Origin of the sequence: Halorubrum sp. LN27 (assembly GCF_016635065.1) — an archaeon.
In the GTDB taxonomy this organism is placed as follows: Archaea; Halobacteriota; Halobacteria; order Halobacteriales; family Haloferacaceae; genus Halorubrum; species Halorubrum salipaludis.
This window is the reverse complement of record NZ_JAEPET010000001.1, coordinates 3,020,786-3,047,464: the sequence shown is the minus strand read 5'-3', so window position 1 is coordinate 3,047,464 and position 26,679 is coordinate 3,020,786. Positions and strand designations below refer to the sequence as shown.

Annotated in this window: 25 protein-coding genes, 1 tRNA gene and 1 pseudogene; 6 read left to right on the top strand and 21 right to left on the bottom strand. The window is 65.9% G+C overall.

Annotated features, from left to right (window positions below; translation table 11 throughout):
* Positions 1-66 precede the first annotated feature (66 nt).
* Complete coding sequence (locus JIN95_RS15090; protein ID WP_095637190.1) at positions 67-990, top strand: acetamidase/formamidase family protein; 924 nt, start codon at positions 67-69, stop codon at positions 988-990.
* Positions 991-1,177: 187 nt separating this feature from the next.
* Here the strand turns inward: JIN95_RS15090 and JIN95_RS15085 are convergent, their stop codons facing one another.
* Positions 1,178-3,160 carry a DUF87 domain-containing protein gene (locus JIN95_RS15085; RefSeq protein ID WP_200532001.1) on the bottom strand — a complete coding sequence of 661 codons (1,983 nt, stop codon included), beginning with the start codon at positions 3,158-3,160 and terminating at the stop codon, positions 1,178-1,180.
* A 454-nt stretch (positions 3,161-3,614) separates the two neighbouring features.
* Entirely contained in the window at positions 3,615-5,237 is a 1,623-nt protein-coding gene (locus JIN95_RS15080; RefSeq protein WP_200532000.1) for a tryptophan--tRNA ligase, read from the bottom strand.
* 168 nt (positions 5,238-5,405) lie between these two features.
* Between JIN95_RS15080 and JIN95_RS15075 the strand changes: the two genes are divergently transcribed.
* Positions 5,406-5,831 (top strand): universal stress protein, encoded by a 426-nt coding sequence (locus JIN95_RS15075; RefSeq protein ID WP_095637193.1) that lies wholly within the window; start codon positions 5,406-5,408, stop codon positions 5,829-5,831.
* 29 nt (positions 5,832-5,860) lie between these two features.
* Here the strand turns inward: JIN95_RS15075 and JIN95_RS15070 are convergent, their stop codons facing one another.
* A complete protein-coding gene (locus JIN95_RS15070; protein ID WP_200531999.1) occupies positions 5,861-7,426 on the bottom strand; it encodes a globin-coupled sensor protein in 1,566 nt (521 codons plus the stop codon).
* A 175-nt stretch (positions 7,427-7,601) separates the two neighbouring features.
* Between JIN95_RS15070 and JIN95_RS15065 the strand changes: the two are divergent.
* A pseudogene (locus tag JIN95_RS15065) lies at positions 7,602-8,366 on the top strand (MBL fold metallo-hydrolase); the annotation flags it as partial.
* Positions 8,367-8,509: 143 nt separating this feature from the next.
* Positions 8,510-9,514 (top strand): GTP 3',8-cyclase MoaA, encoded by a 1,005-nt coding sequence (moaA, locus tag JIN95_RS15060; protein ID WP_200531998.1) that lies wholly within the window; start codon positions 8,510-8,512, stop codon positions 9,512-9,514.
* Between the two features lie 33 nt (positions 9,515-9,547).
* Here the strand turns inward: moaA and JIN95_RS15055 are convergent, their stop codons facing one another.
* The 6 genes from JIN95_RS15055 to JIN95_RS15030 form a co-directional block, all read right to left on the bottom strand.
* On the bottom strand, positions 9,548-10,099 hold the full coding sequence (locus tag JIN95_RS15055) for a hypothetical protein (protein ID WP_200531997.1): 552 nt from the start codon (positions 10,097-10,099) through the stop codon (positions 9,548-9,550).
* Positions 10,100-10,218: 119 nt separating this feature from the next.
* Positions 10,219-11,271 (bottom strand): site-specific integrase, encoded by a 1,053-nt coding sequence (locus JIN95_RS15050; RefSeq protein WP_200531996.1) that lies wholly within the window; start codon positions 11,269-11,271, stop codon positions 10,219-10,221.
* Positions 11,268-11,447, bottom strand: coding sequence for a hypothetical protein (locus tag JIN95_RS15045; protein WP_200531995.1), 180 nt, complete (start codon positions 11,445-11,447; stop codon positions 11,268-11,270). The genes JIN95_RS15050 and JIN95_RS15045 overlap by 4 nt, the downstream gene beginning before the upstream one ends.
* On the bottom strand, positions 11,444-11,632 hold the full coding sequence (locus JIN95_RS15040) for a hypothetical protein (protein ID WP_200531994.1): 189 nt from the start codon (positions 11,630-11,632) through the stop codon (positions 11,444-11,446). Before JIN95_RS15040 ends, JIN95_RS15045 begins: the two co-directional genes overlap by 4 nt.
* A gap of 151 nt (positions 11,633-11,783) precedes the next feature.
* Positions 11,784-12,107 (bottom strand): hypothetical protein, encoded by a 324-nt coding sequence (locus JIN95_RS15035; RefSeq protein ID WP_200531993.1) that lies wholly within the window; start codon positions 12,105-12,107, stop codon positions 11,784-11,786.
* The gene (locus JIN95_RS15030; RefSeq protein ID WP_200531992.1) at positions 12,104-12,358 is read right to left on the bottom strand and encodes a hypothetical protein; all 255 of its coding nucleotides are present in this window, start codon (positions 12,356-12,358) and stop codon (positions 12,104-12,106) included. Before JIN95_RS15030 ends, JIN95_RS15035 begins: the two co-directional genes overlap by 4 nt.
* A gap of 343 nt (positions 12,359-12,701) precedes the next feature.
* On the opposite strand from JIN95_RS15030, the gene JIN95_RS15025 reads away from it, so the two are divergent.
* Positions 12,702-12,914, top strand: coding sequence for a hypothetical protein (locus JIN95_RS15025; protein WP_200531991.1), 213 nt, complete (start codon positions 12,702-12,704; stop codon positions 12,912-12,914).
* Between the two features lie 168 nt (positions 12,915-13,082).
* On the opposite strand, the gene JIN95_RS15020 is transcribed toward JIN95_RS15025, so the two are convergent.
* The 7 genes from JIN95_RS15020 to JIN95_RS14990 all read right to left on the bottom strand — a co-directional run bounded on the left by JIN95_RS15020 (position 13,083) and on the right by JIN95_RS14990 (position 18,777).
* Entirely contained in the window at positions 13,083-14,042 is a 960-nt protein-coding gene (locus JIN95_RS15020; RefSeq protein ID WP_200531990.1) for a hypothetical protein, read from the bottom strand.
* Positions 14,035-14,874, bottom strand: a complete 840-nt coding sequence (locus JIN95_RS15015; protein WP_200531989.1) for a hypothetical protein — start codon at positions 14,872-14,874, stop codon at positions 14,035-14,037. Before JIN95_RS15015 ends, JIN95_RS15020 begins: the two co-directional genes overlap by 8 nt.
* Positions 14,871-15,392 carry a hypothetical protein gene (locus tag JIN95_RS15010; protein ID WP_200531988.1) on the bottom strand — a complete coding sequence of 174 codons (522 nt, stop codon included), beginning with the start codon at positions 15,390-15,392 and terminating at the stop codon, positions 14,871-14,873. The genes JIN95_RS15015 and JIN95_RS15010 overlap by 4 nt, the downstream gene beginning before the upstream one ends.
* A gap of 2 nt (positions 15,393-15,394) precedes the next feature.
* On the bottom strand, positions 15,395-17,092 hold the full coding sequence (locus JIN95_RS15005; RefSeq protein WP_200531987.1) for a hypothetical protein: 1,698 nt from the start codon (positions 17,090-17,092) through the stop codon (positions 15,395-15,397).
* Between the two features lie 21 nt (positions 17,093-17,113).
* Positions 17,114-17,515 carry a hypothetical protein gene (locus tag JIN95_RS15000; protein ID WP_200531986.1) on the bottom strand — a complete coding sequence of 134 codons (402 nt, stop codon included), beginning with the start codon at positions 17,513-17,515 and terminating at the stop codon, positions 17,114-17,116.
* Entirely contained in the window at positions 17,515-17,799 is a 285-nt protein-coding gene (locus tag JIN95_RS16355; RefSeq protein ID WP_321169269.1) for a hypothetical protein, read from the bottom strand. The genes JIN95_RS15000 and JIN95_RS16355 overlap by 1 nt, the downstream gene beginning before the upstream one ends.
* A 210-nt stretch (positions 17,800-18,009) precedes the next feature.
* Positions 18,010-18,777, bottom strand: coding sequence for a hypothetical protein (locus JIN95_RS14990; RefSeq protein WP_200531984.1), 768 nt, complete (start codon positions 18,775-18,777; stop codon positions 18,010-18,012).
* A 255-nt stretch (positions 18,778-19,032) separates the two neighbouring features.
* On the opposite strand from JIN95_RS14990, the gene JIN95_RS14985 reads away from it, so the two are divergent.
* Positions 19,033-19,440: a type IV pilin N-terminal domain-containing protein gene (locus tag JIN95_RS14985; protein ID WP_200531983.1), complete on the top strand. Its 408-nt coding sequence runs from the start codon at positions 19,033-19,035 to the stop codon at positions 19,438-19,440.
* An 83-nt stretch (positions 19,441-19,523) separates the two neighbouring features.
* On the opposite strand, the gene JIN95_RS14980 is transcribed toward JIN95_RS14985, so the two are convergent.
* From JIN95_RS14980 to JIN95_RS14960, 5 genes are all read right to left on the bottom strand, one after another.
* Entirely contained in the window at positions 19,524-19,679 is a 156-nt protein-coding gene (locus JIN95_RS14980) for a hypothetical protein (protein ID WP_200531982.1), read from the bottom strand.
* Positions 19,680-19,702: 23 nt separating this feature from the next.
* Positions 19,703-21,634: a hypothetical protein gene (locus tag JIN95_RS14975; RefSeq protein ID WP_234699218.1), complete on the bottom strand. Its 1,932-nt coding sequence runs from the start codon at positions 21,632-21,634 to the stop codon at positions 19,703-19,705.
* A gap of 574 nt (positions 21,635-22,208) precedes the next feature.
* Positions 22,209-22,283, bottom strand: a tRNA-Arg gene (locus tag JIN95_RS14970).
* Between the two features lie 75 nt (positions 22,284-22,358).
* A complete protein-coding gene (locus tag JIN95_RS14965; protein ID WP_200531981.1) occupies positions 22,359-25,184 on the bottom strand; it encodes a DUF4350 domain-containing protein in 2,826 nt (941 codons plus the stop codon).
* Positions 25,181-26,473 carry a DUF1102 domain-containing protein gene (locus JIN95_RS14960; protein ID WP_200531980.1) on the bottom strand — a complete coding sequence of 431 codons (1,293 nt, stop codon included), beginning with the start codon at positions 26,471-26,473 and terminating at the stop codon, positions 25,181-25,183. Before JIN95_RS14960 ends, JIN95_RS14965 begins: the two co-directional genes overlap by 4 nt.
* Positions 26,474-26,679 lie beyond the last annotated feature (206 nt).

Genomic DNA, 26,679 nt, shown 5'->3' with positions numbered 1-26,679 from the left:
TTTCTCTGGCCGCGAACCCGCCGTCGACGCCGGGGTTTTTGTCCGCCCGCCCCGGATCGAGACGCGATGTCACGTGACAGGATCTCACACCGCGACGGCCACGTCTACGAGTTCGCGCCGGCGATGGACCCCGTCTACGAGGCGGCCGACGGCGAGTCGCTCACGATCGAGACGGTCGACAGCCTGAACGGCGCGATCCAGACGGACGACGACCTCCTCGACGCGATCCCGGAGGAGGTGAACGCCGCCACCGGGCCGATCGCGGTCGCGGGGGCCAGCCCGGGCGACGTGCTCGCGGTCGAGATCGAGGACGTGCGCGTCACTGAGGACGTCGGGCGCGTCCTCACCGCCCCCGGATTCGGACTCCTGCAGGACGACCCCGACATCGACCACCCGGCGACGCGGATCACGGAGGTGGATGCCGAGAGCGACGGATCGAGCGGTGGGATCGACTTCGAGGGGATCGACGTGCCGATCGAGCCGGTGATCGGCACGATCGGGGTCGCGACCGCCGAGGAGACCGTGTCGACGCTCACGCCGGACGACCACGGCGGCAACCTCGACACGACCGACATGACGGCGGGGACGACGGCGTACTTCCCGGTGTTTCAGGAGGGCGCGATGCTCGCGATGGGCGACTCGAAGGCCGCGATGGCCGACGGCGAGATGTGCGGAACCGGCGCCGAGATCGGCACCGAGATCGACGTGACGCTCTCGGTGATCGAAGCCCCCGAAATCCCGCTCCGTCGCCCCCTCGTCGACACCGGCGACGCGGTCAAGACGATCGCGAGCGCGCCGACGATGGAGGAGGCCGCCGAGCTCGCGAACCGCGACGCGGTGCGGCTGCTGGCGCACGAACACGGGTTCTCTCGGACCGAGGCGTACCTGTTCTCCAGCCTCGTCGGCGGCCTCGAGATCAGTCAGGTGGTCGACCCGCAAGTCACCGTGCGCAACGCGGTCCCGAGCGAGCACCTCTCGGTTCCGTTCTGACGGGCGGCCGGGACCGCCCGGTCACGTCCGCACCGACCGATCTCGCGTCCGCATCGACCGATCTCACGTCCGCATCGACCGATCTCGCGTCCGCACCGACCGATCTCGCGTCCGCATCGACCGATCTCGCGTCCGCATCGACCGATCTCACGTCCGCACCGACCGATCTCACGTCCGCATCGACCGGTCACTCCTCGGCGGTGCGCCCGCGATCGGCGAGCCGCCGGGCGGCGTCGCTCAGGCCGCCGGCGTCGTCCCCGGTCTCCTCGGTGTCCGCCTCCTCCCGGTCCTCGCTGTCGTCGCGTTCCGCCTCGTCTCCGTCTGTCGGAGTGTCCGCATCGCCGAGCTCGATCCCCGCCGAGCCGCCGCCGGCGACGTCTTCCGGGTCGGCGTCCGGGGGATAGCTCCGCTCGGCCGGGGGGACGAAGGCGGTCTCGACCGCGCGGACGACCTCGCGGACGCTCTCCTCGTCGAGCCGGTCGGCGTACGCCTCGCGGATCAGGTCGGGGACGGCGTAGGCGTAGTGCCCCCGGCCCGCGTGGCGGATGAGCCCCGCACGCCGGATCGGTCGGTGTCGGCTGTACGCGTGCCCGGAGTCGCCGTCGCCGCCGGCGTCGATGTGGGCGGCGACGGGGTCGCTGACGCCCTCTCGGCGGTAGTGTCGCAGCATCCCCTGCGAGAGATCCGGGAGCGTCTCGATCCGGCTCCGGAGCTCCTCGATGACCGCCTCGCGGGTGCCGAGCTCGACCGCGTCGTCGAACCGGAGCGCGCTCTCGGCCACGTCGGCGCGCGTGACCGGGTCGACGTCGTCGACGTCGGCGGCGGGAGCGTCGCCGGTTCCGGAATCGACGTCCGACGTGTCGGCGCGGGTGTCCTCGGCGGTGCCGGTCGCAGCGTCGCTCTCCGCGTCGGCGGCGTCGAGGTCGGCTGCCGGGTTCCCGTCGGCCGCCGGGTTCCCGCCGTCCGCGGCCTCGCCGTCCGCGGTCCCGCCGTCGCCCTCGGTCGCGGCGACCGCCTCGTCGTACGACTTGAGGACGGACTGGCCGCCGTCCTCGCCCTCGTCGCTTCCGGGATAGCCGCCGCCGGGCGCGGTCCCCCCGCCGCCGCGGTACGGCGCCTCGGCCTTCCCGAGGAGCGCCTGCGCGAACTGGTCGGCCATGTTGCTCAGGTCGCGCGCCTCCTCTAACTCGCGTTCGAGCTCCTGGATGCGCCGGTCCTTCTTGTCGAGCTCCTGGCGGAGGTCGGCGATCTCGGACTCGCGGCGCTCCTTCTCGTCGGAGATCGACTGAAGCTCCCCCACGAGGTCGCTGGAGACCGACTTCAGCTCGGGGCGCTCGAAGTCGTCGAGCCCGGGGGTCGCCCCCGCGTCGAACGTCTCCTTGCGGTGGAACTGGATCCGGCGGATCGACTCGTCCCAGTCGGTCATCAGGAAGGCCTCGCCGTCGCCCAGATCCTCCACCGCGCTCGCGTACTTCGAGCCGAGGATCCGGCCCACGACCTTCGTGTCGTTGTCCCAGGTGAGCCGGTGCCAGCAGAGCCAGTCGCACTGGGTGATGAAGTCCTTTTTTACGTCGGCCGGGCGCTGGCTGATCCCGACGATGCCGAGGCCGTGTTTCCGGCCGCGCTTTCCGACCTTGATCAGCATCTTGCCCGTCTCGTCCATCCCGCCGCCCTCGGGGATGTACTCGTGGCACTCCTCGACGACGAGCAGGAAGGGCTTCTTGAGCCGCTTCTCCTTGGCGAACAGCTGTTTGACGACCTCTAAGAGGAGCTCGTTTGCCGTGTCCTCTTCGAGGTAGCCGGAGACGTCGAGGATGATCGGGACGTTCTGCTCCAAGGCGAGGGTCGCGATCTTCTCAGCGTGTTCCGGCGAGACGACGATGTCGCACTCGTCGTCGGCGCCCGCGTGGAGAATCTCGTACTCTTCTTTTAAGCCGTAATACTCTCCGTCCGTGTCGACGATGAGCACCGGAAACCCGTTATCGAGGAGATTCTCGATCACGACGCTCGCGGTGTTGCTCTTCCCGGACCCGCTTTTTCCCGTTATGAAGGATCGGCCGGTGAGCACGTCGACGACCGGAAGCTCCACCGGCGAGCCCGGTTCCGCCGTCGCGTCGCCGCCGATCCCCTCGCTGACGTCCGCGACGTGGATCGTCTCCTCCTCGCTCATACTCGTGAGAGGTGGCGCCCACCCCATAAACCATCGGCTCGGTCGACGGTCCGAGTCGGAACGGGTGAAGCGAACCGACGGGTACCTCTCCGAGAAGTAGACGAACCGCTACCGACGACTGACCCAAGAACACCGACGACGCCCTCCCCGACGCAGTTATCGGCGCGCTCACAGCGGTTCAGTTATAAACTGCTGACTGACACGCACCACTCCGAATCCCTAGCAGCGAGAATCGAAGATTCTCTGGAAGCCGGCGCTACGCGCCGGCGACTGGCCCTTCGAGTCCCGCCCCGCACGGCACCGCACCTCACACCTCCCCAGCCTCGTCGGTCGCCTCCGCTTCGCTCCGGCGACCGACTCCCTCGTACGGGCGGTTCGCGCCCCGCCGGGCGCTCACCGGCGCACGCCACCGCACGGTCACTTATAAATAGTCCACCGCAATCGACGATCCCGTTTAGTGCTCGCCGCCGGTCCCGCGCCGGTCGGAGTCCAAGTCGATGTCGAGCTCGTCGAGCAGTTCCTCGGCCTCCTCGCGCTTCTCCTGGTGGTCTTCGAGGAACTCGCGCATCAGCTCGGCGGCCTGCTCCTTGCAGCCGCCACAGAGGCGCTCGCCGTTGACGCACTCGGAGTAGACGGTCTTCGTCAGCTCGTCGTCGTCGCCCGCGAGCAGGTAGGCGTACAGCTCGTAGACGGGGCACTCGTCGGCCTCGCCGCCGAGTTCGCGCTGCTTTTCAGCGGTGTCGCGGCCGCCGGTCGTCGCCGCCCGGACCTTGTCGTAGCCGTCCTCGGGGTCGTCGAGCAGGGAGATGTGGCTCGCCGGGACCGACGAGGACATCTTCCCGCCGGTGAGCCCGGTCATGAAGCGGTGGTAGATCGAGGAGGGCTGGCGGAAGCCGAACCCGTCGTGGTCGATCTCGACCTCGCGGGCGACCGACTCGGCCTCGCCGCGGGTGAGGTCGAAGGCGTCGACGTGGCCCTCGAACACGCGCTTCTCGCCGTCGACCGCCTCGATCAGCGCCTCGAACGCCTCGTCGGTTGCGTTGCGGTCGAAGAAGCGCACGCGGGGCCGGAGCGGTTCCTTCCCGCCGGCCTCGAGCTTGTCGAGGGCGCCGGACTTGGCCTCGGCGACCGACTCGGGCGGCTCGTAGTCGGCGAGCCAGTCGGCGGCGTCCTCGCAGCGCACGTCGGTCTCGGCGTCGTCGACCGCGCCGTCGCCGTCGGGGTCCGCGAGCGCGTCGTAGGCGGCCCGCACGAGCTGCCGCTCGTCGTCGTCGAGCTCGAAGGAGGCGAACGCCTCGGTCACCTTGAAGTAGCGCACGCGGGTCGCCAGGTCGCGGGTGAGCCGGACGTGGGGGTCCTGGTCCGGCCCGACGGGAATGACGGTGGGCTTCGGCTCGTCGACCAGCTGCGGGTAGAGGATGTCCGCGGTCTGGGTGATCACGCTCTGCATGTGCGAGATGTTGGTCTCGCCGTCGAAGCCGTAGATCGCCTCGAACTCCGAGAAGTTCGCCTTCGAGCCGAGCTCGAAGCCGAGGTCCTGTACCTCGCGGTTGTCGGACTGGCGGTAGATCTCCCCCTCCTCGGCGTCGAAGCCGAGCGCGAGGAGCGAGAGGAGGTAGTTGCGGGCGTGCTCGTCGATTTCGTCCCACGACATCCCGCGCGCGGAGTGGGCCTCCAGGTCGGCGATCAGCCCGAAGGCGTCGCCGCCCTGCTGTTGATGCCAGATGATCTCGTCGAACACGAGCTTGTGGCCGATGTGGGGGTCGCCGGTGGGCATGAACCCGGAGAGCGCGGCGAACGGCTCGTCGTTGGCCATCGCCTCGGCGACGGCGTCGTACTCGCGGTGCCCGAAGATGACGCCGCGGCGCATCAGGTAGTGGGGGTCGACCACGTCGTCGGCGACCTCGTCGAACGCCTCGATGCCGAACTCCTCGAAGAGGTCCGCGTAGTCGCCGACCGACGCCGACCCCCAGGGGTCGAGCGCGACGTCCTCGGTCGGTTCCGCGCGCTCGGTCCCGCCGTCGGCCCGGGGGTCGCCCGCCGTCGGCGCCTCCCCGTCGGGGGTGTCCTCGTCCATACGTCCCTTCCAGTCGGTCGACGCAAAAACCGTTCGCTTGCGCGGGAGCGGTTGGCACGCCCTCGGACGGGGGACGGCGGGGGAGCCCGTCCCCCCGCGTTCCTCCGCGTTCCCAGCGGGCGACCGAGCGGGCGTACCGTTATTTGCCGCCGGATCGAACGGGGACCTATGTACGACGACCTGCTGGTGCCGACCGACGGGAGCGAGGCGGTCGACCGCGCGCTCGATCACGCGGTCCGGCTGGCGACCGACCACGACGCGACGATCCACGCGCTGTACGTCGTCGACCGGCGCATCGCCACCGCGAGCTCGGGCGAACTGCACGACGAGGTCGTCGCCGACCTCGAGTCGCAGGGCGAGGCGGCGGTCGCCGCGGTCGCCGACCGCGCCGAGGAGGCCGGCGTCGACGTCGAGACCCGCGTCGTGTCGGGGACGCCGGACACGGAGATCGTCGACTACGCCGACGAGCACGGGATCGACGTGATCGTGATGAGCCCGGAGGGGAAGTCGCCGCGCGAGCGGATCCGGTCGCTCGGCAGCGTCTCCGACCGCGTGGCCGACGACGCGAACGTCCCGGTGTTCCTGATCAAGTAGCGGGGCCCGCGCCGGCGCCCTCGCCCGATCTACTCCGCGAGATCCGCCGCGGAGTCGGCGATCTCGTCGACGCGCTCGCGCTGCCGGTCGGTCGCGGCGGCGATCTCGCTCGCGCTCTCGGCGACCGTCTCCGCCGAGTCCGCCGACTCGTCGACCATGGCGGCCACCTCCTCGACGGAGGTCGCCTGCGAGTCCATCGCGTCGGACACCTCCGCGACCCCGTCTGAGGCGTCCGCCACCGCGCTCTCGATCGCCGCCAACCGCTCGACGGCCTCGTCGACCTGTCCCGTGCCCGCCGTGACGCGGTCGGCGACCCGCTCGAGCTCGTCGAGCGTCGACTCCCCGCTGTCGGCCACCTCCTCGACCGTGTCCTCGATGTCTGCGGCGTGGTCGCTGGCGTCCTGGGCGAGCGACTTCACCTCGTCGGCGACGACCGCGAAGCCGGAGCCGGCCTCCCCGGCGCGGGCGGCCTCGATAGAGGCGTTCAACGCGAGTAGGTTCGTCTGTTCGGCCACGTCGCCGATCACGTCGGCGACGCCCCTGATCTCGTCGACGCGCTCCTGGAGGTCGGCCATCTCCTCGCGGACGGCCTCGGTGGCCTCTCGGATCTCCGCCATCGTCTCCGCGGCGTCGTCCGCGACCTCGACGCCCCCGGCCGCCAGATCCGCGGCGTCGTCGCTCGTCGCGGCCACCTCGTCGGCGGTGGCGGCGACCTCCTCGACGGTCGCGGTCATCTCGTTGGCCTCCCGGGAGAGGTCGTCCATCCGCTCGGACTGCCGCCCGGCGAGGTCGTCGATCCGGTCGCTCTCCTCGGCGACCGCCGCCGTGGTCTCGCGGAGGGCCGCCGCCGGATCGCCGATCCGCTCGGCGACTCGACGCGAGAGCTCCCGCTGGCGGCGGGCCTCGCGTTCCGCCTCCGCGGCGTACGAGTCGACGTAGGTGTCGATCGCGAGCTGTTGGTCGAGGAGGAACGCCTTGAGCACCGACAGCGCCTCGGCGCGGAACTGCTCGACCGCCTCCGCAGCGTCGGCGGTCGCGGAGCGCTCGGCGGTCGCAGCGCCCCCGTCGATCGGTCCGCCCGCTGCCGGCGATCCGAACCCGTCTCCGTCACCGTTCTGGTCGAGCGCCCGTTCCGCCAACACGTCGAAAATTCCCTCGTAGTACACCGCGTACTGCCCGAGGTACGCGTCGGGGCCGAGGCCGAGCAGGTCGTGGAGCCGGCCAACGCGCGCCCGGTCGGCGAAGTACTCCCGGCCGTAGTCGCCGCCGACCAGGTCGGTGAGATACCGCTGCTGGCCGGCGACGAGCGCCGGCATCGGGAGGGAGGACCGGTCGAGCACCGCCCGGACCTCCGGATCGGAGTCGATGTGATCGTAGAAGTCGTCGACGATGTCGTCCGTGACCGGGTCGACGTCGTCCGCGATCGCGGAGAGCCGCGCGGCGTCCCGTTCGTCGAACCGGGTGTACCGTTTCCGGCGTTCGATCTCGGCGTCGTCGATCCCGAGGTTGTCCAACAGCTCGTCGCCGTCGACCGTCGCTCGGACGTCGTCGTCGACGCCGCGCTCGCGGTCTCGATGAGTCCCTTGGCTGCTCATATCAGAGGTATCCGGATCCGGTTTATGAGTCCTCTCTCCCGATTATCAGGTCGAACATTTTTCCGGTACTGCGCCGCCCCGGCCCCGATCAGGACGCGCCACCGACAGCTCGGGCACGGACGAACGGGGCCTAGGTCCGACCGAGTTAGGTGACTGGGCGCACGGACACACGAGCATGGAACTCACCGTCCTCGGGTCCGGCAGCGCCATGCCGGTCCCGGACCGCGCGCAGGCCGGCTACCTCCTCGACGACGGCGACCGCTCCCTCCTCGTCGACTGCGGCAGCGGCGTCCTCCAGCGGCTCGCGGGCACCGACACCGGCTACGAGGGGGTCTCGACCGTCCTCTTAACCCACCACCACCTCGATCACGTCGCGGCGCTGCTCCCGCTGATAAAGGCCCGGTGGCTCGCCGGCGAGGAGCACTTGGAAGTCGTCGGCCCCGCGGGGACCAAGTCGCTCCTCGACGGACTCCTCGACGTCCACGAGTACCTCGACGGACGGATCGACCTGGCGGTCCGCGAGGTGTCGGCGTCGCGCCCCTTCGCGGCGGCCGGGTTCGACGTGACCGCCCGCGAGACGCGCCACTCGATGGCGGGGTTCGCCTATCGGTTCTCGCCGCCGAGCGCCGACGTCGACCCGGCGGACGGACCGCTCACGCTCTCGGGGGACACGGAGGCGTTCGCGGGCATGGCGTCGTTCGCGGACGGGAGCGATCTGTTGGTCCACGACTGCTCGTTCCCGGACGGGACCGACGTGTCGAACCACCCGAACCCCACGGAGCTCGGCGAGTCGCTCGCCGGCGTCGACGTCGACACGCTACTGCTCTCGCACCTGTATCCGCACACGGGAGGTCGCGAGCGCGAGATGGCGCGAAGCGTCCGGGACGCCGGCTTCGACGGGGACGTCGAGGTCGCCAGCGACGGGCTCCGGATCGCGATCGCCGAACGGTCCGAGCCCACGGGCGAGAGATCGACCGCCGATACGGACCACGCGAACGCGAGAGACGAAACGTAACCGTACCACGTTACACTGACCCACGATCCACCCGGTTATTTAAGCGAACGCGGCGGTTCCGTTCGGACATGACCGGCCCACTCGCGGACGACTTCGGACGGGAGGTGACGGGGGTTCGGATCTCGCTCACCGACCGGTGTAACTTCGACTGCGTCTACTGTCACAACGAGGGGTTAGGCGACACGCGGGGGCCGATGGAGCCGAGCGACGACGAGATGACCGCCGACGACGTGGTCCGCTTCCTGGAGGTCGTCGAGGGGTACGGCGTCGACTCGGTGAAGTTCACGGGCGGCGAGCCGATGCTCCGGCAGGACTTAGAGGAGATCGTCGAACGCACGCCCGACTCGATGGAGGTGTCGCTGACGACCAACGGCACCTTCCTCCCCGGCCGCGCCGCGGACCTGAAGGCCGCCGGCCTCGACCGCGTGAACGTCTCGCAGGACGCGCTCGACCCTGACGACTTCGCGGAGGTCACCAAGTCGGGCGCCTACGAGAAGGTGTTAGAGGGCGTCAAAGCCGCCGTCGACGCCGGGCTCGACCCCGTAAAGCTCAACATGGTCGTGTTCACGCACACCGCGGGCTACGTCGAGGAGATGGTCGAGCACGTCGCCGACAACGAGGGGCTCCAGCTCCAGCTCATCCAGTACATGCCAGAGCTCACCGGGAAGCCGGAGTGGAACATCGACATCCAGCGCGTCCACGACTGGCTCGCGGAGCAGGCCGACCGCGTCGAGCGCCGCGAGATGCACGACCGGAAGCGCTACTTCGTCGGCGAGGAGAGCGACGACGACACCGGCGGCATGGTCGAGATCGTCGACCCCGTCGAGAACGAGGACTTCTGTGCGAACTGCGGGCGCGTCCGCGTCACCCACGAGGGGTACTTAAAAGGGTGTCTCAACCGCAACGACGACCTCCGGTCGATGGGTGAGATGACCCGTGACGAAATCGCGGAGACGTTCGAGGAAGTGGTCGCCAATCGGGTCCCGTACTACGGCGAGTACCTGGTCGAGAACGACGACGGCGAGTACGAGATCAACGAGGAGTACCTCGGGACGCCGAGCGTCGCGGACTGAGGCGGGCCTATAAACCGATCTCGGAGCGCCTTCTCAACCGGACCCGGTTACGAGCGTCTCCCTGAACGACTCTGCGGACGCCTCGCTTTCGAACGTCATCCGGAACGCCCCGTCCCACTCGCCGTCGACGATGGAGCGCGCCAGCGGCTGTGCGACGCCGAACCGGTTCAGTTTCTCGCCGTCGGCGATCACCGCGATCTCGGCGTCCTCGTACCGCTCGCCGAGATCCGCCGCGACCGCCGTCTCGGTGGCCGCCTCGACTCCCTCGTCGGTCAGTCGGAGGGCGAGGTAGGGCATCCCGTTCCGGCCCGTCTCCACCGGGCCGACGCGCTCGACGTGCCGACTCTCGAAGAGCGTCCACGTCTCGTCGACCGTGAGCGTGACCCGAAGGGAAGCGTCGTCCGCCACCGGGTCGCCGGCCGGTTCCGAGCCGGACTCTGACTCCGTCGGTCCCGACTCGCCGGCGCCACCGTCGACGGCGTCACCCGAGACGAGATCGTCGGGGAGGGCGCCGGTACAGCCGGCGACCGCGACCGCGCCGGCGACGCCGCAAAGGCCGAGATAGCCGCGTCTGGAGGGCTGCATACGGCGAGCCAGTCGCGGAACGATGAAATGCTTTGTGACGAACACCGCCGACCGCACGACGAACGAACGGGCACAGTGGGGTCTGGCGATTCGGCGATTCGCGGCGTAGGGTTCGGGGTTCATAGGTCGGGGAGAAAGTCGCTGCGTTGTTCTGCCTGTTCTCGGTCAGACCGCCGATCGTAGTGGCGACTCAGAATGTCCTCGCTGGCGTTCAGCCGGTCCTCGACGATGCGCCGCGGAACGTCCTCGCGGCGGTAGAAGGTCACCCGGCCACTCCGCACGTCGTGAGGAGAGCGCGACGACGGACACTTGCTCGCGTGGTCGATGTTCGTCGCCTCGCAGGAGTCGATATCCCGATCGTGGGGACAGCCCTCGTCGCGCCAGCATGGACGAGTCACCCGATAGAGCGTTTTCCGGAACGTGTTGCCCGCCGGTCGACCGTACCGGGTCGTGATCAGCGGATGGCGGTCGTACTCGTCGGTCACCTCGTCGCGGTGATACTCGATGTAGTCCTCGATGTACCGAGCCGTTTTCTGACTGATTCGGTTCCAGCGGGTCCCCGACTCGTGGTTCTTGAGGGGAGTCCCGGTCTCCGGACGGTGAACGAAGTGGACGGCCGGACCGGAGAACCGAGGATGCGTCCCGTCGAGGTCGCAATCTTCGAGGTCGAGGCCGCGGATCGCACCGCTTCGAGCACCCGTCTCCCACAGGAGGAGGAGAACGATGTGATCGCGAGACGCCGGCTGCGCGTTTTCGAGGTAGTCCAGAATCTCGATAGCCCGCTCGGGTTTGAGCGTGGTTTCGGAGACGTCTTCCCCGTTCTTCATCGTCGGGAGGCTGAGCTGTTCGTACAGCTCGGGGTCGACGGCGTCGATGTCGCCAGCGAACCGGAGGAATCGACGAAGCGTCGCCAGCTGACTCTTGAGCGTGACGAGCTTGATCGAGTCGCGTCCGTCGCCCTTCCCCTCTCTCCGCCAGGTGCGGTATCGGTAGAGGTCTCGACCGGACACCTCGTTCAGATTCTCGATCCCCTCCTCATCGCAGAACTGGATGAAAGACCGGAGCCGGTGGTACTCGCTCCGGCGCGTCGACTCCGAGTGTTCGTCCTCCATCGCACTGTGGAACATCTCCACGGCGTCGACCGGGGAGATCGGTTCGAGGTCGTCACTCACAGGTAGCCCTCCGGGGCGTCGAGGATCGGGTGATCTGGGTGCGACTCCGCGAAGTGGTCGAGGTAGCCGGCCACCTGACGCGCGTACTCGGTGAACCCGTCCGGCGGGTCCGGGTCGATCGAGGCGCCGCACACCTCGCAGGTCGAGAGGTCCTCGACGAGAGTGTTCGAACTCATGCCGGATCCATCCACCCCGAGGTGAGCCGCTCCCAGCAGTCGACGTGAAACGCGTAATCCGCGTCAGCTTCGTAGAGAGTCGCCGTCGGGTGACACGTCCGCGGCTTCCGCTCCGCGTCGATCCACATGTGATCGTCGTCGGGTTCGAAGCGGTTCCCGCAGATCGCGCAGTAGAGCGTCGTCATAGAACCGGCACCCCGATCGTCGCAGAAGCGAAGACCTCGCAGTGAGGGCAGAAAACGCCCGTCTCCTCACCGATCGAAGCGTCATGAAACACGAGACGGCGAGTTTCAACCCCGCACTCGCCGCAGGTGATATTGTGAGCGACAGGAGTGTTCATCGCGCACCCCCGTCGGCGTCGAAAGGTCGAATCTTTTCGATCACGAGGAGAATCTCCGTATGCTCGATCGAGAGGAAGTCGACTTTCCCGACGAACTCCTCGATGGGAGTCGAGACATCTACGGTCTCGTCGATAGGTATCGGATGGAAGGTCTCACAATCTCTCGGGTCGATATGAATCCGGATCCCGTTCCTGTCGTCGCACTCGTCGATCTGCCAAGTCGGGAACGAAACGTCTCCGACCTCGACGGCGTACTCATCGGAATGAGGGATTTCTCCTTCTGGAGGGTACTCAGAGTAGGGACCGACTCGAACTGTCATCGCGCACCCCCGTCGAGATCGTCGTCGTAGGGACCGGTCGGCGTGACGAGTTGCACCTGGTGGCGGACGAGAAGCGCGTCGGTCTTCCGATCGCGCAACTGGTAGAACGCGCCGTCGACATCGTCCCGCCGGGCGCAGTGTTGACACCAGAAGTGGTGATTCGTCGGCTCCCACGTCCGGTGACCGAGAGGGCAAACATACCGCCAGCGATCGCGCTCGTTCTCGATACGAACGAGTTCCTTTGAGGGCATCACCTCACGCCGACGACCGGGTATATAAAAGACGAAATCCTTGTACGGAGACTGAAAGTGAAACTGGTTCCAGTCGCTGGTTTCCGCGCGATCACGTCCGTCGTGGGGGGATTCAATACCCCCGACCGTGTGTGCTGACATGGCTTTCGTGCCTGATTCACGGAAGTCCGCGCGGACCTGCTGCCCCTAGCAGCGAGGTCCGTTTTCTCGACAAGTCGAGATTTGCTTCCGTTACCGGATAGTGCATTAGCCAATACTTAATTGTTAGCTAATACATATGCACCAGCTAATTAATAACTACCACATAGCTGATGATTATAAGGGTACCAATTCAAAACAGAGTATGACCGGTCGACCGGCAGATACCTCAGATGAGGAAATATTAGATTTCTTTAGAGAATCTGACGATTTAGTGTTTTCAACATCGGAGGTCGCTGAGGCTTTATCTTACAGTCAACCGGGGATATACCGGAGACTTGTCAAGCTAGAGGAAGATGGGAAAGTGAAATCAAAGACTTTGGGAGGAACAAGAGCATGGTGGTTAAGAGAAGAGTAGGAAGCCCGCGCGACCCCCCACAAGGAGGGGTCTTGCGGGCAGCGACATCGGATGGAAACCACCACAGGAGAGGGGTGGGTCGGTGGACGGGTCGGAGAGAGCGAGTTGCGAGCTGGACCAGGTGACCAGCCTAACCAGAGTATCGTACGCAGCCTACCAGCAGCAACGTCACTCGGCCGGACCACGATCGCGGAGTTCCTCCAGCAGCTCGGGCCAGTCGAGGTCGAGCGCGAACAGGTCGGGTTGGAGGTTCCATTCCCACGGCGCCGCGTCGTTCGGGTCGGGTTCCGCGGTCGCGGGTTCGAGGTTTTCGACGGTGCCGCCGAACAGCTGATCGGTCGGCTTGTCGGCGTCGGCCGGCCAGTTTTCAAAGAAGTCGACCTCCTTCTTGGAGTGTTTGAAGTACGCGGTCGTGAACAGCCGTTTCAGCTCCGGGTGGCAGTCCTTCCCAGTGTGGAACACGGTTCCGAAGACGTCGACGTTCACCTTCGCCATCCGCTTGGCGAGTGGGGAGAACTGCGCAGCCACCTCGTAACTGTTCGTCCGAGCGTCGAAGTGGGTCGATCCCTCGTCGATAAAGACGAACTTCGGGCGGTGTCGGTGCTCGATGCAGGTGACGGCGAGGTCGTGCGCGCTGGTGACGACGAGGTCCGTCCGGTCCCACGTCCGCGAGTTCGAGATTACCAGGAGATCGTCGACGGTCGCAGATCGGAGTTCGGCGAGCAGCGCCATCAGGTTGGTCTTCCCCGTGTTGGGGTTACCGGCGCCGCCGATGAACGCCGTTGCGTCGTTGTTGGTCATCACCTCATCGAGCCGCAGCGGGAGACGGAGCGCCGAGGCATCGAGGTCCTGCTCGGTGATCCCGACGAGGTGAGAGAGCAGGATCGAGTTACCGGAGCGAATCGCTTTCGACGCCTGCCGGGATTGCTGGGTCCGGTCGACGAGCGAGAGCAACTCCGAGGGACGATCACGCTCAGCGCGGAGATCGTCGAGGAACACCGAGGCGGACACGTCGTCCGGGTCGAGCGCGCCAGCGCCGGAGGCGAGGTCGCGTTCGGTGTCGATGTTGCCGGCGAGCTGCTCGGCGAGCTTCGCCGCCGTCAGCATCCCTTCGTCTACGTCAGTCATCGGCGGAGACCTCCGCTTTCTCGGCGTGACCGTTCCGGTCGGTCGGCGGGTCCTCCGGGTTCGAGAAGTCGAATCCGGACTTATGGTCGAGGTCGTCAAGGTCGGCGTCGTCGACGAGGTCGGAGAGGTCAGAATCCGCGGCGTCGTCAAGCCCGAATTCTTCCAGCTCCTTGTCGATCGCCCGGTCGATGCCGTCGCCCGAGTCGGGAAGCGCGCCGTCCTCGAACAGCTCCACCACACGCTTGACCGTGTTCCGGGTGGCGCGCCGGACCACGACGAACGCGGAGGTTTCGAGGATGAAGCCGCGCTGAGCGTCGTCCTGCAGCTGGCCGCGGCACTCGTGGACCGTACGGAGCGCGCGGGTCAGCTCCCGATCGTCGAGCGTGCCGCGCCAGGTGCCGACGACCGTCATGTCTTCGAGGTCGACCTGTTTCCCCACGTAAAGGTTCGGGGACAGCTGCGTGAGGTCGTACGTCGAGTTGATGAACTCGTCGTCGTCGAGGATTTCGAGCTCGCGGAAGTCTTCGAGCGGAAGCCGGTAAATCCCGCCGTCGAGAACGCGGGCGTCGAGATCGATCAGGTAGACCCACGACGGGTTGTAGAGCCACGAGACGACCTTTTGACCGGTCAGGAAGCCGAGAGGCGACAGCGCGACCGCGGCGACGGTGAACACGTACCAGAAGCGCGGAACTTCGAGGTCGAACCCAACGATCATCGAGACGCCGACGAGCGCGGTCAGGCCCGCGACGAGTTCCGGAACGTGACCGTGCAGCCAGTCGAGTATCTTGGCGTGACGAGGCGGTTCGGGACGGGGTTCAGGTATGTCTCTCATGCTAACCTCTCGGGGTCCTCAGCGCGGCCGTAGACGACCTTTGCGACGAGGAAGATGGTGACAATCGCGACGCCGGCACCACCGCCGAGCCCGGCGGCTTGTGCGTCGGCCGCTGTGAACGGACCGGCGACGATCGTCGAGGAGGTCCGGACCTCCTTTTGGTACAGCACGTCGCCCGCGGCGATCGTAACGCCCTCGGAGCCGCCGTCGACGGTGACGGTCATTCGGACGGTGTTGCGACCGGCGTCGAGCGAGACGCGCCGCTGGGCGAGTTCGCCCGAGCCCTTCCGGAACGCCTCGGTGACGACGACCGTTTGCGGGCCTTCGGTGTGGATATCGATCACCACGTCTGAGCCGTCGAGTTCGGCGCCGCAGATGGCCGTGTACTCGTTGATGCGTTCGGTACACTCCGCCGTCTGGTTCGTCGACGTGGAGTTCGTCGCCTCCTGTGCAGCGACGCCGCCAGTTGCGACGGCTGTCGCTACGAGTAGCGTGGCAAAAATGGTGAGAACGCGCATGGTCAGTTGTTGATGACGCCGAGAGCGGCTAGTGCGGCGACGACCAACGCGACGCCTTTCTCGCCGGTCGAGAGGCCAGACCAGCCACCACCGCCGCCGGTGGCGGTGTCGTGGACCATCTCCGTCGCCTCCTTGTTGGCGGTGTAGTTCTCCTTGAAGATCTGGTTGATCTGGTCGTTCGTCATCGAGTCGTTGGCGAGCGACCGATCGTTGAACGTCACGCCGCTCGCGCCCTCGGCTGACACGATCGTGAACGGTTGCGTCAGTTCGAGCGTTTCGGCACCCGGACCCTCGGAATCGGAGTACGAGGTTGTGTTGGTCTCGTTTTCGTAGAGACTGGTTACGTCGTCCGGGAGGTTGACGGCGGCCATGATTGAGCCGGGGATGTTGGCGGGGTTGTGCTGCTGGCCAACTTCAAGGGAGTTGCCCTTGTGGGCAGTCCACGAGAGGCGGCCAGTCAGTTCCATCCCTTCGCCATCCTCGGTCGGGATCTCGATAGTGACCACCTGCTCGCTCATCGGGAAGCCCATCGCGCGGAGCGACAGAGCGGCCTCGGCGTAGTCATCAGCGACACTTGCGGAGTCGGTGAGGTGCTTCGGGCCGACCGCTTCGTAGAGGTCGATCTCCCCGTCCTTCGCCGGCTGGAAGTAGGAGTCGACGATCGTAGAGACCTCGTTGCTCATCGCGTTGTAGGCGTCGTCGAGGTCCTGCAGGAGTTCGGCCCACTGGTAGAGGTCGAGCGCGACAACGCGGTTGTACGACACGTCGAGCGCGTCGTCCTCGGTGACGGAGTCGTAGTTGGCCGGGTCAGGCTTGTTGAGCACGACACCCGTCATGTCGTTGGCGTCCCCGTAGTTCGAGAGCGTGGTTTCTGACGGGGCTGGGTCCGTCAGGATATTGTTCCCGTTGCCGTCGGTGGTGTTGGCCGTTCCGAGGTACGAGACAGAGTCGTCGTCGTAGAGCGTGACGGTAGTCGTGGGGGCGTCAGCGGTCGCGTAGCTGCCGCCGGTCATCACGTACCACCAGCCCGTGTAGCTCACGTTCTCGTGGTTCTGGTTGACGTTGTCACCCCACGGGTTGGATGAAGGAGTGTCGCCGAAGACGCCGAGCACGTTCGCCATCCGGTTCGCGCGGATGTTGTACGAGTTGTAGATCGACCGTTGCACGGTCGCGTAGGCGTCGTCGACGGCGGCCTGCGCGTTCGCCGTCGCGTCGGACTCGGTGAGGTTGTCGACGCCGGCTTCGTACACCTTGAAGATAGCCTCCTCGCGAGCCTTGTTCTCGACGAGCTGCACGTCGCGCTTCAGAGACGACAGCGTCGAGTCGAGCATCAGGCGGTCTTCGCGAGCACGGGTGAACTCGTCGACGTGGAACTGCCAGTCCAGCGCGTCGGCGACCTCTTCACCGTCAGGGCCGCCGATGGTCTTCCCGTACGCGATGCCGGCGACAGAGCCAGCAGCGAGCCCAGCAGCGCCAGCGATCAGGAGCGGAGCGATAGCCTCGGACTCCTGAACGGGACCGTCGTCAAGCGATAGCGTGACACCGGTCGCAGCAGTCGCACCCATCCCTTTCAGGAAGGTCCGGCGGCCGAGGCGACGATCAGACCGTACATCAGTACCACCATCAGGACCCACAGAAGGCCCATCAGGAGCGCCGTTCGTTGCTTCACCGCTAGTCGAGATTTCATTTTTGGAACTCATAAGGTGAGATTCGAGGGTTGGTTACCGAACAGCGACGCCCCACGCCACGACCGTCGCGAGGAACGCGACGATCGGGCCGAGGTTGCTACTCGTGTTGATCACGTCGGCGACCGGCTGCACGTACTGGTAGCCGACGATGACGAGCGGGCCAGCGATGATCGCGACCTTCTCCCAGTCTTCATAGCTGTCGAACTGCTTCGTCTCCGAGGAGGCGAAGGCGACAGCATACGCGCCGATCGAGATGAACGTCGCGTGTTCCGCGGTCAGTGTGTAGTCGAGCCACGTCAGCATGACCTCGGAGATCCCCCCGAACTGGTAGAGTCCGGCCAGTACGAACACGACCGACAGCAGCGCCGGGAGCGTCCGCAGGTGGGTGTAGTCCGAGAGCGCGTCGCCCATCGACTGCGAGTAGGACGACGCCATCAGTCACCACCCGGGAACGCGACCATCGTCGGGTTGTAGTCGTGCGTCGATCCGTCGTCGCGTTCTAAGGTCACCTCGTCGGTGTCCATCGCGACCCAGATCTGTTCGCCGACCTCGATCCGGTCCTGCGCAGCTGCACGCTTGACCTCGTCCTTCGCGAAGTACCGCACGACTCCGCGAGACTCGTCCTTGATCTTCAGGCGGTACCACGGGCCGTACTCTCCCTCTCCTTCGGTGAGATCGAGCACGAGCCCTTCGAGTACGTCGCCGGGGCCGAGTTCCACAGTGGGAACATCGGACTCCGGCGACTCTCCTTCGAACTGTTCGTAACCGTCAGGCGGCGTCGGTCTTTCAGTCGACATCTCCGACTGTTAGTTCAAAAAGAGAATACAAATAGCACGAGAGATACCGGGGTGAAAGTAATTGTGCGAAAGCCGATCGAGGTATCTACTTATTGACTCAGAAAGAAACTGCGCACTGGCATTCCGTTTGCGTTAGGAGAGCCCGAGTTCGCGAGCAGCGTCGGCCGAGATCGTCAGCGCGCGGTCGCCACGCGAGACGTTGCCCTCGACGCACTCGCCGATCAGGTTGTGGAGGTCCTTGAGGTACGACGCCGGGCGCTCCTCCTGTATGCGGGTCGTCGCCTTCCCTTCGAGATACGCACCGCGGTGGGCGACGTACGTCTCGACGAATCGCCGGCGGATCGGTTCGGGACTCTCCCAGACGACCGCCGGGACGGCGTCGAGACTCGTCTTCGCACCGTGCGGGGCGCCCATAGCGACGAGACACCGACCGAGCACCGAGGCATCCGTCGTCGGGTACAACTCCGTCGCACGGCCGTCACTGTCCACATGTCGGCGCTGCGTGTCGACGCCCACTGCCGCGAACGCGGCCTCGATCGTTGCGTGGTCGACCCGGCGCCCGGTCGATATCGCGGGGACGAACGTCTCGTTGATGCTCCCGCCCGCGAGGACGTGCGCGAGGAGCTCAACGAGCGCGCCGGCCATGTCACACTCAGGTTCGAGCCACCCGTTCGCACTCGCGGTCTCGATCCCGCGCACCGGATCGGGTTTCCCACCGTTGAGCCAGCCTCGGACGCGCGACGGCGGCAGTTCGAGCGCGTTCCCGACGGCCGTCCGGCCCGAATTAGGGTGTTCGGCGGCGTACGCCTGCACGCGCTGATAGTCCTCGACCTTGTCCCACGGGTCGGGGTAGACGCGATCGGAGTAGGTCCGCGCGATCGAGCGCGCCGTCGGTTCCATACTTGGAATGTTGACAGCCTGAGAGATACGTCTTGCGGGGCCGTTCTCAGCCGAGATATTTGCGCCGATGTGTTTATCCCCCTCCTCAGAGTTAATTAGACCATACCAACGGACGAAACGGAGACAAAGGTGGGATGGGGGGCCATCCCACCACCTCGGGTCCGCGCAAGCGGGGCGCCTCGAAAGGGCAGCCTATCAGTATGCGCCCGAGTGTCGTTAATCTTCGTATCTGTCTCGTTGGCGACACAACGAAACATGAACCTCAAAACAGCATTTCAGGACAGCGAACGGGCGGTCAGTCCGGTAATCGGAGTCATACTCATGGTCGCGATAACCGTGATTCTGGCGGCCGTGATCGGGACGTTCGTGCTCGGACTCGGTGACTCGCTCGGGGACAGCCAGCCGAGCGCGCAGTTGACTTTGGACAGTACGGATCTCAGTGCCGGTGAGGTGACAATCGCCCACGGCGGAGGAGACCCGCTCGACGGTGGCGACCTACGAGTGACCGCCAACGGAACTGAAACAAGTGACCAGTTCCCCGACAGCCAATTCAGCGTCGGCAACACACAGACACTCACCGATAGTACGAATATCACCGAGGGCGCCCGACTCCGGATCATCCACGAGCCGTCCGAGTCGATCATCTTCGACCGGACGCTCTAATTAGGCGTTTCACCGTCTGATTTTTTAAAAATAGAATCCTACCCACCGAGAGCCGTCTATTCCTCAGCCCGAAGCAACACGTCCTATTCGCCGTACGGCCCGGAGTGAACAATGATGTTCGTCCGATTAGCCCCGGCGGCGTTGACCGTTACCGAGTCGCCGGGCACGATCTCTCCGTACTCGCCCCAGCGCTGGGATCGACGAACGTCGCCGTCGATCAGGAGCTCGTCGGCGGGCACTGCGTCGCCTCCCGGATTTCAGGCTACTTGTCATCAGGGTGAATCATGCAAGAACGGGGTTCGTCTCTCGACATCCGAGGGTTCGAGACGTGGTAGTCCTCGACGGTTAGTAGCCGATCGGCAACTTCCGGGTCATCAACGCCCATCTCTAGGAACCCCCTCGCGATCGCTTCCGGGTCGTGCGACGCGACCTTCGTTTGGCTGTTTCGGAAAATCTCTCCTTGCGCAAGATCATTTCCGAGGCGCGTATTCTCAACGAGGTTCTGGATAGGAAGCTCCAGATGGACCATGTCGACACCGCCGCCGCCCGGCTGGTGTTCGTTGCCGTCGCTGTCGACAATCGCCTTCAGTTCATACCCAAAGCGCGGTTCCTGCCGGCGGCGATCTACCGATTCAGAATCAGGGCGTTCGGTTCCGTTCAGGATGTCGCCGACGAATTCCTTGTACGAAGGGTCGATGTTCAAGCGTGCGAGCAACGAGGGTAGCGATACGTTCGAGTCATGCACGTCGAGGTAGGTATCGACCTTCTCGCGAATCGCAGCCTTGCGAGGCGATTCGCCGTATGACCATGCGCTCGTTGCGCTCGGCCAGCGTTCGGCGAGCGTCCGACCTTGTTCGGGTTCAGGCGGTGCCGCAGCTGCTTCGGTCGCCCACTGGAGCCCGTCGAGAAGACGATCGTCCGGTTCGGGAGGTCCGTCGAGCTGGTGCTGGTCGATAGTCCACGGTGACCCGCAGCAGGTACAGACCACGTCGTCACCGTGGCCGTCGTCCCATCGGACGCGCTCTCCGTGCGATTCAGTCTGGCCCGAATCTTCGTATTCGGCGTGCTGTTCACATCGATCCGCGCGGATCGCCTGATTCACGGTTTGTGACCGCGAAGTCCGTCGCCGGGCTGCGGACCAGTAAACCGCGCCCCAGGCGATGTACTCAATCGGTTTGTCCATGAGGTCCTCAGTATAGCCACCCATGTACGCCGCGAGGTACGAACCGAGGTTCCCGACGTCTGCGTTCATCGAGATGCAGCCGTTGTCTTCGTGGAGGTAGTCGTCGATCACGTCGTAATTATGGGCCGACCAGCCGGCCGGATCACAGGCTTCTAGGTGTTTGTCGATCACACGCTCGAACTCGGAGGCTACAGGTCGGAGATCTTCGAAGCGACCGCCGTCGAAGTAGACGCCGACGTGAATATGAGTGTAGCAGGCATTGAGGCCGGCGTCTTTCTCGGGGTCAGCAGCGGTACCCATACCGTGCGGTTCCGCTTGTAACCAGTATCCCCACTGGTCGGAGTCGAGGTCGAGGTGATATTCCATCACGTTGCGGAGGGTATCGCGAACGCCGCCGTAGCTGAAGGCGTCGTGAATCGCGTCCATCTGGTCGACGGGAGAGAGGCGGAGTCCGTTCGGAACGGACGACGCGGTCAGCGTGAGCATGACGGTCACCGGGTCCTCCCACGCGGGGATCGCGTCGCCGCCGGACGGACGGGTACCTCCCGACATCTGTCGCTGGAGCGCGCGAGCCCGTGCGTACTGTTTCTTGCTGTACTCTTTCCCCCACGCGTCGACAAGGGGAACGTCGAACTCGTCGCCGGTCTCCCGATCGGCGAAACGAGCCAGCATCCCCTTGTAGTCGTGATGGGCGCGGAGGAAGGCGTGAACGGCGTCAAGCCACGTCCCTGCCGAACGAGAGCGAAGCGAATCAACGGCGAAGGCGTCTTCCATCGGGTGATCGGGGTCGACGAACTCCGTTTCCCATTCGGCTTCCGTGACGATCCGGCGGAGCTTCCGCCCGTGCGTCTCGGAGAGCGGTTGATCAGCGAGTTCTGGATACTCAGTCGCAAACTCGGTCACCCGTTCGATGACGGGATCGGCGTCATCCTCTAATCCGGTGAGAGAAGCCGTTACAGAGTTAGTCTCCTTGGAAGGCCAAGACGCACCCCCATCCGTGGGCGCGCTCATCGCTCACCTCCAGGTGTGCGCGCTACCGCGACAGCACCGCCGCTCGTTTGGCGACCTTCGGTCGCCTGTGCGCGGTCGGCGCCGTTCGGTCCGCGTCCGGCGGACCTCACGGACCACAAGGTCGCCGACCGCTTGGAGAGACAGCTGAGGCTTGCGTTGTCGAGGCGAGGGAGATCGTGCCGAACCCGTGGGGAGGTGGACCGGCGTGCAGCTGGCCGGCTCACTTCTCGTTGGGATTGTCGAGGTCGGCCGGCCGCTCTAGACAGTCGAGCGCGTGCCCGTACTCGATCCCGGAGGTCCGATTACGGGTGCATCGCTGCTGGCAGAACGGACACCAGAACTCACCCACCCCGTCAGTTGTGAGAGTGTTCCCGGTGTTCGCCTCGTTACCAAGGCTCACCGCCAATCACCCCCGAGAACAATGAAAAACGGGTGCCTGCGTGGGGGTCCGTTAAGCTGCTTAACGAAATCCGAATCGCGGTCTCTAAATCGGTCTGAAAATTTGGTCCTAGAGGTTCTTACACCACGTCTAACGGACGTTTGACGAACGACCCAAGAACCGAGGGTTTCGGAGCGGGCACAGTGGGATTCGAACCCACGACCGTCGGATTAGAAGTCCGACGCTCTATCCGGGCTGAGCTATGTGCCCTCATTCGCTTCTACTCTGCCGGGTCTAAAAAACGCCCGCGGTTCGCGTCGGGGAGTCGTCCCGAGTCGACCGCGTTCAGTAGCTGTGCTCGATCACGAGGGTGCCGTCCGGGTTCTCGACGTACACCGTGTCGCCGCCGTTGTTCCAGATCGCCGACCCGGTCCGACCCCAGTACACCGTGTCGTCGGTGTCGGTACCTGTGCCGGTGTACAGTGTGATCGTCGCGCCGGGATCGACGCTGACCGCGCCGAAGGTGTAGCTGTTGTCGACCTCGTCGTACACGACGTATCCGTCGAGGTCGACCGTCTCGGCGCCCTGGTTCACGAACGAGACGTACTCGTCTTGGACCGGGTCGCCCGAGGGGGCTTCGACCAGCTCGTCGATCGCGAGGTAGACATCTCCGCCGCCGCCCCCGTCGTCGCCGTCGCCGTAGGCGTCGAACAGGTCGAAGTCGGCGTCGAAGTTCGTCGTCGTCGGGTTGGCGGGGCCGCCGAGGTTGTTCTGGTCGTCGGTCACCGCGTCGCCGGTCCGCAGGTCGGAGCCGAGGTCGGCGGCGAGCGCGTCGAGGTTGTCGCGCGCGTCGCTCGCGTCGTCGCCGGCCGCGCTCGCGAGGATCACGGCGCCGCCGTCGTCGCGGAAGTCCTCGATCGCGGTGACCTCGTCGCTCCCGAATCCGTCGTCGGGCGCGGTGACGATGAGGGCCCGGGCCTCCGCGAGGTCCCGGCCGAGGTCGTCGTCGAAGTCGTTCTTCCCGTCGAACTCGATCGCGAACCCCTCCAGGTAGCGCTGGAAGTAGGCCGCGTCCTCGGCGGAGAGCGCGTAGTCCGCGGCGAACTGCCCGTGCCCCCCGTCGATGACGACGCTCCCCTCGCGCCCGTCCGCGGAGACGGCGTCGATCAGGTTCGCGAGGAAGACGTAGTTGCCGTACGGATCGGTTCCAGGTCCGTCCTCGCCCCCTTCGAAGTTCTCGTCCGGAAGCGGTCCGCCGAGGAGCGCGACGTTGCTGTCGGCGTCGACGCCGACGAGCGGGTCCCCGCCCTCGGACTCGACGGGAACGCGGTCGTCTGCGATGTCGCCGTCGGCGGTCGCGACCGCGGTGGCCGACGGGACGAACAGCTCGTCGACGGGGGCGTCGCCGACGACGGGGGTTGCGGTGACGTCGCTGTCGGCCCAGAGCCCGCGACCGTTCTCGCGCGCGTCGGCCTCCGCCTCCCAGAACTGATCGTGGAGCCCGAGCCCGGAGTCGTACACGCGAGCGTAGCCGTCGGCGATGAGGTTCTCGTTGAACAGTCCGTCGTCCGTCTCGATCAGACCGAGCAGTCGACCGAAGTTCCCGCGAAGCCCCTCGTTTTCGTCGAAGGAGAGCGTCACCGTCTCACCGACCGGAACCGCGTCCTGCGCGTAGTCGGTCGCTTCGTCGCCCCAGAAGCCGAGCGTGTCCACGTCGTCGATCCCCTCCCACTCCTCGGGGCGCTCGTTAGCCGCCTGTGTTTCCGGCGCATCGTGTCCGAGAGTGCGAACGGTTTCGACCTGTCCGCCTTCGAACTGGACGTCGACGGTGTCGCCGTCGGTGACGCTGACGACCTCGACCTCGTACTCCTCGCTCGGGTCGAGTTCGAGCCCGAGCCCGTCGCGGTCGGCGAACAGCTCGGGATAGCTCTCCGTGTCGAGATCAGTCGACGTGGGTGCGAAGTTCGCGCCGTCGTTGTTCTCGTCGTCTATCACCTGATTGTCGTTGAACCGGATCTGCGAGTCGAGACCGTTCGCTAGGGCGTTGAGGTTGTCCGTCTCGTCGTAGTCGCTGTAGTCGGACTGGTCCATCAACACGATCAGCCCGCCCGCGTCGGCGAACATTGAGAGCGCATCGATCTCGCTCCCGGAGAACGACTCGGAGGGCGACGTGATCACGATCGCCCCGGCCGAACCGGACAGGTCCGTTCCGAGTTCCGTCGTCGCCTCCAGTGTGTATCCGTTCTCCTCGGCGTAGGATTCGAAGTTATTGTGGCCGTCTCCTTCACCCTGACCCAGGGTGTAAAACTGGCCGTGCCCCTCATCCCAGAGGACCGTGTCCGACGCGGCGTACTTGTCGAGAACGTTCAGTAGCACTTCCTCGTTGCCGTAGCTTCCGAACTGAATGTCGTCCTTGGCGAACGGGAAGCCGAACGCGACCACCGGAAGCTCCTGGTCGACCGCCATCAGCGGCAGCGGCGCGTCGTCCGGGTAGCTCGTGTCGTCGCCGTTGCCGTCCTCGTCGACCGACTCCGCCGTCGGCTCGGCGGCGACCGCGACGGCGTCCTCGGGGAGGTAGCCGTCCGCCGCCAACAGGCTCGCGGTCGAGTCGAAGACGAGCTCGTCGACGAACTCGGTCGGCCCCTCGCCCGGCTCGTCACCGGGGTCTTCGATCGGTCCGTCGCCGATGCCGAGCGTGATCGCCACCTCGCCGTCGGTCGGGTCCTCGCCGGAGTCGATCTCGACGCCGACCGCGACTGCCTCGCCGACGCCGAGCTCGACGGTCGGGTCAGGACCGAGCGTCTCGCCGTCGACGGTCAGTTCGAAGCTCGCGTCGCCGAGGCTCCCGTCCTCGACCTCCGCGAAGAGGCCGAGGTCCTCGGTCCCCTGGTTGCTGACCTGGAACACCTCGCCGATCTCGTAGACGGTGTTCGAGCCGAAGCCGGTGCCGCCGCCCTCGACCTCGTCGAAGACCAAGGCGAGCTCGCCGTCGTCGTCGACGAACGCGTACTCGTCGTCCAGCGGCGTCAAAGAGAGGAGCGAGCTGGCGTCGTCCGCGAGCGCGACGGTCGCGGTCCGCTCCGCCGTCGCCGTGTCGAACGCCCCCGTGGCGATCGCCCCGCCGCCGGCCGCGGTCGCGCCGATGCCGATGAGGACGCTGCGGCGCTTCATAGTTCACCCTCCGCGAGGAAGAAGTCGGGAAACTCGTCGTCGTTGAAGTTGCTCGTCCGCGGGATGTAGAAATCGCCCCCGTTGTTGTCGTTGTCGACCACCTGATCGAAGTTGAACCGGAACGCGGCGTCGAGGTCGGCGAGCACCGCGTTCAGCGCGTCGTTCGAGGTGCCGTCGAACGACGCGGTCCCGTGGAGGAACACCGCACCGCCGTCGTCGACGAAGTCGGCGAGTTCGGACCGCTCCGTGTCGGAGAATCCGCCCACGCTCGCCACGTCGCCGTCGGATGCCGCGATCATCACCGCGTCCGCACCGTCGAGCGAGCCGACGAAGTCGCTGTCGATCGACTCGACGTCGAACCCCCGACCCTCTGCTACCGATTGGAGCTGCGAGAAGGCGTCGAGCGTCAGTTCCTGTCCGTGGGTCTCGTCGTACAGCACGGTTCCGGTCCCGTCGAGGACCGTCTGCCAGGCGTTCGCGATGAGCGTCCGATTGTCGTCTTCACTGCTCGCGTCCGGGCCGAGATCTGCTCCGAACCCGACTACGTTCCCGTCCGCCGCTGCCAACGGGATTCCGGTGTCGTCGGGATACGAGACGAACCCGTCGTCGTCCTCCGAGTTTTCGTTGTCGGCCGTCGCTTCCGCCCACACCGCGACGACGGAGTCGTCGTCGAGCACCTCGCCGTTCGCGTCGACGAGGCTCGACGTGGAGAAGAACTCCGTCTCGTCGATCGTCTCGGGCGGCTCCGGTTCCGGCTCGTCCGGCTCGTCGCCGCCCTCCTCGAAGGCCGCCTCGATGGTGATCTCGATGTCGAGCTCGTTCGTCACGTCGACGTCGCCCGTCTCGACGTGGGTGCCGACCGACTGCTCCTCGCCGGTCTCCAAGACGATCGCGTTGTCCTCGTCGTCGAGGGTGCCGTCTCGGTCGCCGGTCGGGTACAGCCGGAACTCGCCGTCGAACGCGTCGGTGTCGCTGCTCGCGGTGATAGAGACCGTCTCGGTCCCCTGGTTCGCGATCGCGAACACCTCGTCGAAGAAGAACTGCGAGTTGCGGCCGATCCCGTCGCCGTCGCCGGAGACGTCGCCGAACGCGAGCGCGAGCTCGCCGTCGCCGTCCGTCGTCGCGTACGCGCTCTTCGAGACCAGCCCCAGATAGGCGTCCTCGTCGTCCGCGAAGTTCACCGTCGCGGTCCGCTCCGCGCTCGCCGTGTCGAACGCGCCCGTTCCGATGAGTGCTATACCGCCGATACCGCTGGCCGCCGCTCCCGTGATGAGTGTTCGTCGTCGCATGGATCGTCCGCGGCCGCCGTGCGTCGCCGCGGGTGTCCACCGTCAGAGAACCGAGCGCCGGCGGAGGAGAGCGGGCGAATGCAAGGGACTTGCTGGCACACGTCAGCCACGTTAAACGAATCCGAGAGATAGTTTATATATTTTTATACTACTTCTATTGTGTTTTGTATTCGCGTTCCCAGATATATAGCGCTCCACGGAGGAAA

What these genes read in the sequence shown, in the direction of transcription:
- JIN95_RS15090 (WP_095637190.1), top strand. Translation starts at nt 67, where the DNA reads ATGTCACGTGACAGGATCTCACACCGCGACGGCCACGTCTACGAGTTC.
- JIN95_RS15085 (WP_200532001.1), bottom strand. Translation starts at nt 3,160, where the DNA reads ATGAGCGAGGAGGAGACGATCCACGTCGCGGACGTCAGCGAGGGGATC.
- JIN95_RS15080 (WP_200532000.1), bottom strand. Translation starts at nt 5,237, where the DNA reads ATGGACGAGGACACCCCCGACGGGGAGGCGCCGACGGCGGGCGACCCC.
- JIN95_RS15075 (WP_095637193.1), top strand. Translation starts at nt 5,406, where the DNA reads ATGTACGACGACCTGCTGGTGCCGACCGACGGGAGCGAGGCGGTCGAC.
- JIN95_RS15070 (WP_200531999.1), bottom strand. Translation starts at nt 7,426, where the DNA reads ATGAGCAGCCAAGGGACTCATCGAGACCGCGAGCGCGGCGTCGACGAC.
- moaA (WP_200531998.1), top strand. Translation starts at nt 8,510, where the DNA reads ATGACCGGCCCACTCGCGGACGACTTCGGACGGGAGGTGACGGGGGTT.
- JIN95_RS15055 (WP_200531997.1), bottom strand. Translation starts at nt 10,099, where the DNA reads ATGCAGCCCTCCAGACGCGGCTATCTCGGCCTTTGCGGCGTCGCCGGC.
- JIN95_RS15045 (WP_200531995.1), bottom strand. Translation starts at nt 11,447, where the DNA reads ATGAGTTCGAACACTCTCGTCGAGGACCTCTCGACCTGCGAGGTGTGC.
- JIN95_RS15040 (WP_200531994.1), bottom strand. Translation starts at nt 11,632, where the DNA reads ATGACGACGCTCTACTGCGCGATCTGCGGGAACCGCTTCGAACCCGAC.
- JIN95_RS15035 (WP_200531993.1), bottom strand. Translation starts at nt 12,107, where the DNA reads ATGACAGTTCGAGTCGGTCCCTACTCTGAGTACCCTCCAGAAGGAGAA.
- JIN95_RS15030 (WP_200531992.1), bottom strand. Translation starts at nt 12,358, where the DNA reads ATGCCCTCAAAGGAACTCGTTCGTATCGAGAACGAGCGCGATCGCTGG.
- JIN95_RS15025 (WP_200531991.1), top strand. Translation starts at nt 12,702, where the DNA reads ATGACCGGTCGACCGGCAGATACCTCAGATGAGGAAATATTAGATTTC.
- JIN95_RS15020 (WP_200531990.1), bottom strand. Translation starts at nt 14,042, where the DNA reads ATGACTGACGTAGACGAAGGGATGCTGACGGCGGCGAAGCTCGCCGAG.
- JIN95_RS15015 (WP_200531989.1), bottom strand. Translation starts at nt 14,874, where the DNA reads ATGAGAGACATACCTGAACCCCGTCCCGAACCGCCTCGTCACGCCAAG.
- JIN95_RS15010 (WP_200531988.1), bottom strand. Translation starts at nt 15,392, where the DNA reads ATGCGCGTTCTCACCATTTTTGCCACGCTACTCGTAGCGACAGCCGTC.
- JIN95_RS15005 (WP_200531987.1), bottom strand. Translation starts at nt 17,092, where the DNA reads ATGAGTTCCAAAAATGAAATCTCGACTAGCGGTGAAGCAACGAACGGC.
- JIN95_RS15000 (WP_200531986.1), bottom strand. Translation starts at nt 17,515, where the DNA reads ATGGCGTCGTCCTACTCGCAGTCGATGGGCGACGCGCTCTCGGACTAC.
- JIN95_RS14990 (WP_200531984.1), bottom strand. Translation starts at nt 18,777, where the DNA reads ATGGAACCGACGGCGCGCTCGATCGCGCGGACCTACTCCGATCGCGTC.
- JIN95_RS14985 (WP_200531983.1), top strand. Translation starts at nt 19,033, where the DNA reads ATGAACCTCAAAACAGCATTTCAGGACAGCGAACGGGCGGTCAGTCCG.
- JIN95_RS14975 (WP_234699218.1), bottom strand. Translation starts at nt 21,634, where the DNA reads ATGAGCGCGCCCACGGATGGGGGTGCGTCTTGGCCTTCCAAGGAGACT.
- JIN95_RS14965 (WP_200531981.1), bottom strand. Translation starts at nt 25,184, where the DNA reads ATGAAGCGCCGCAGCGTCCTCATCGGCATCGGCGCGACCGCGGCCGGC.
- JIN95_RS14960 (WP_200531980.1), bottom strand. Translation starts at nt 26,473, where the DNA reads ATGCGACGACGAACACTCATCACGGGAGCGGCGGCCAGCGGTATCGGC.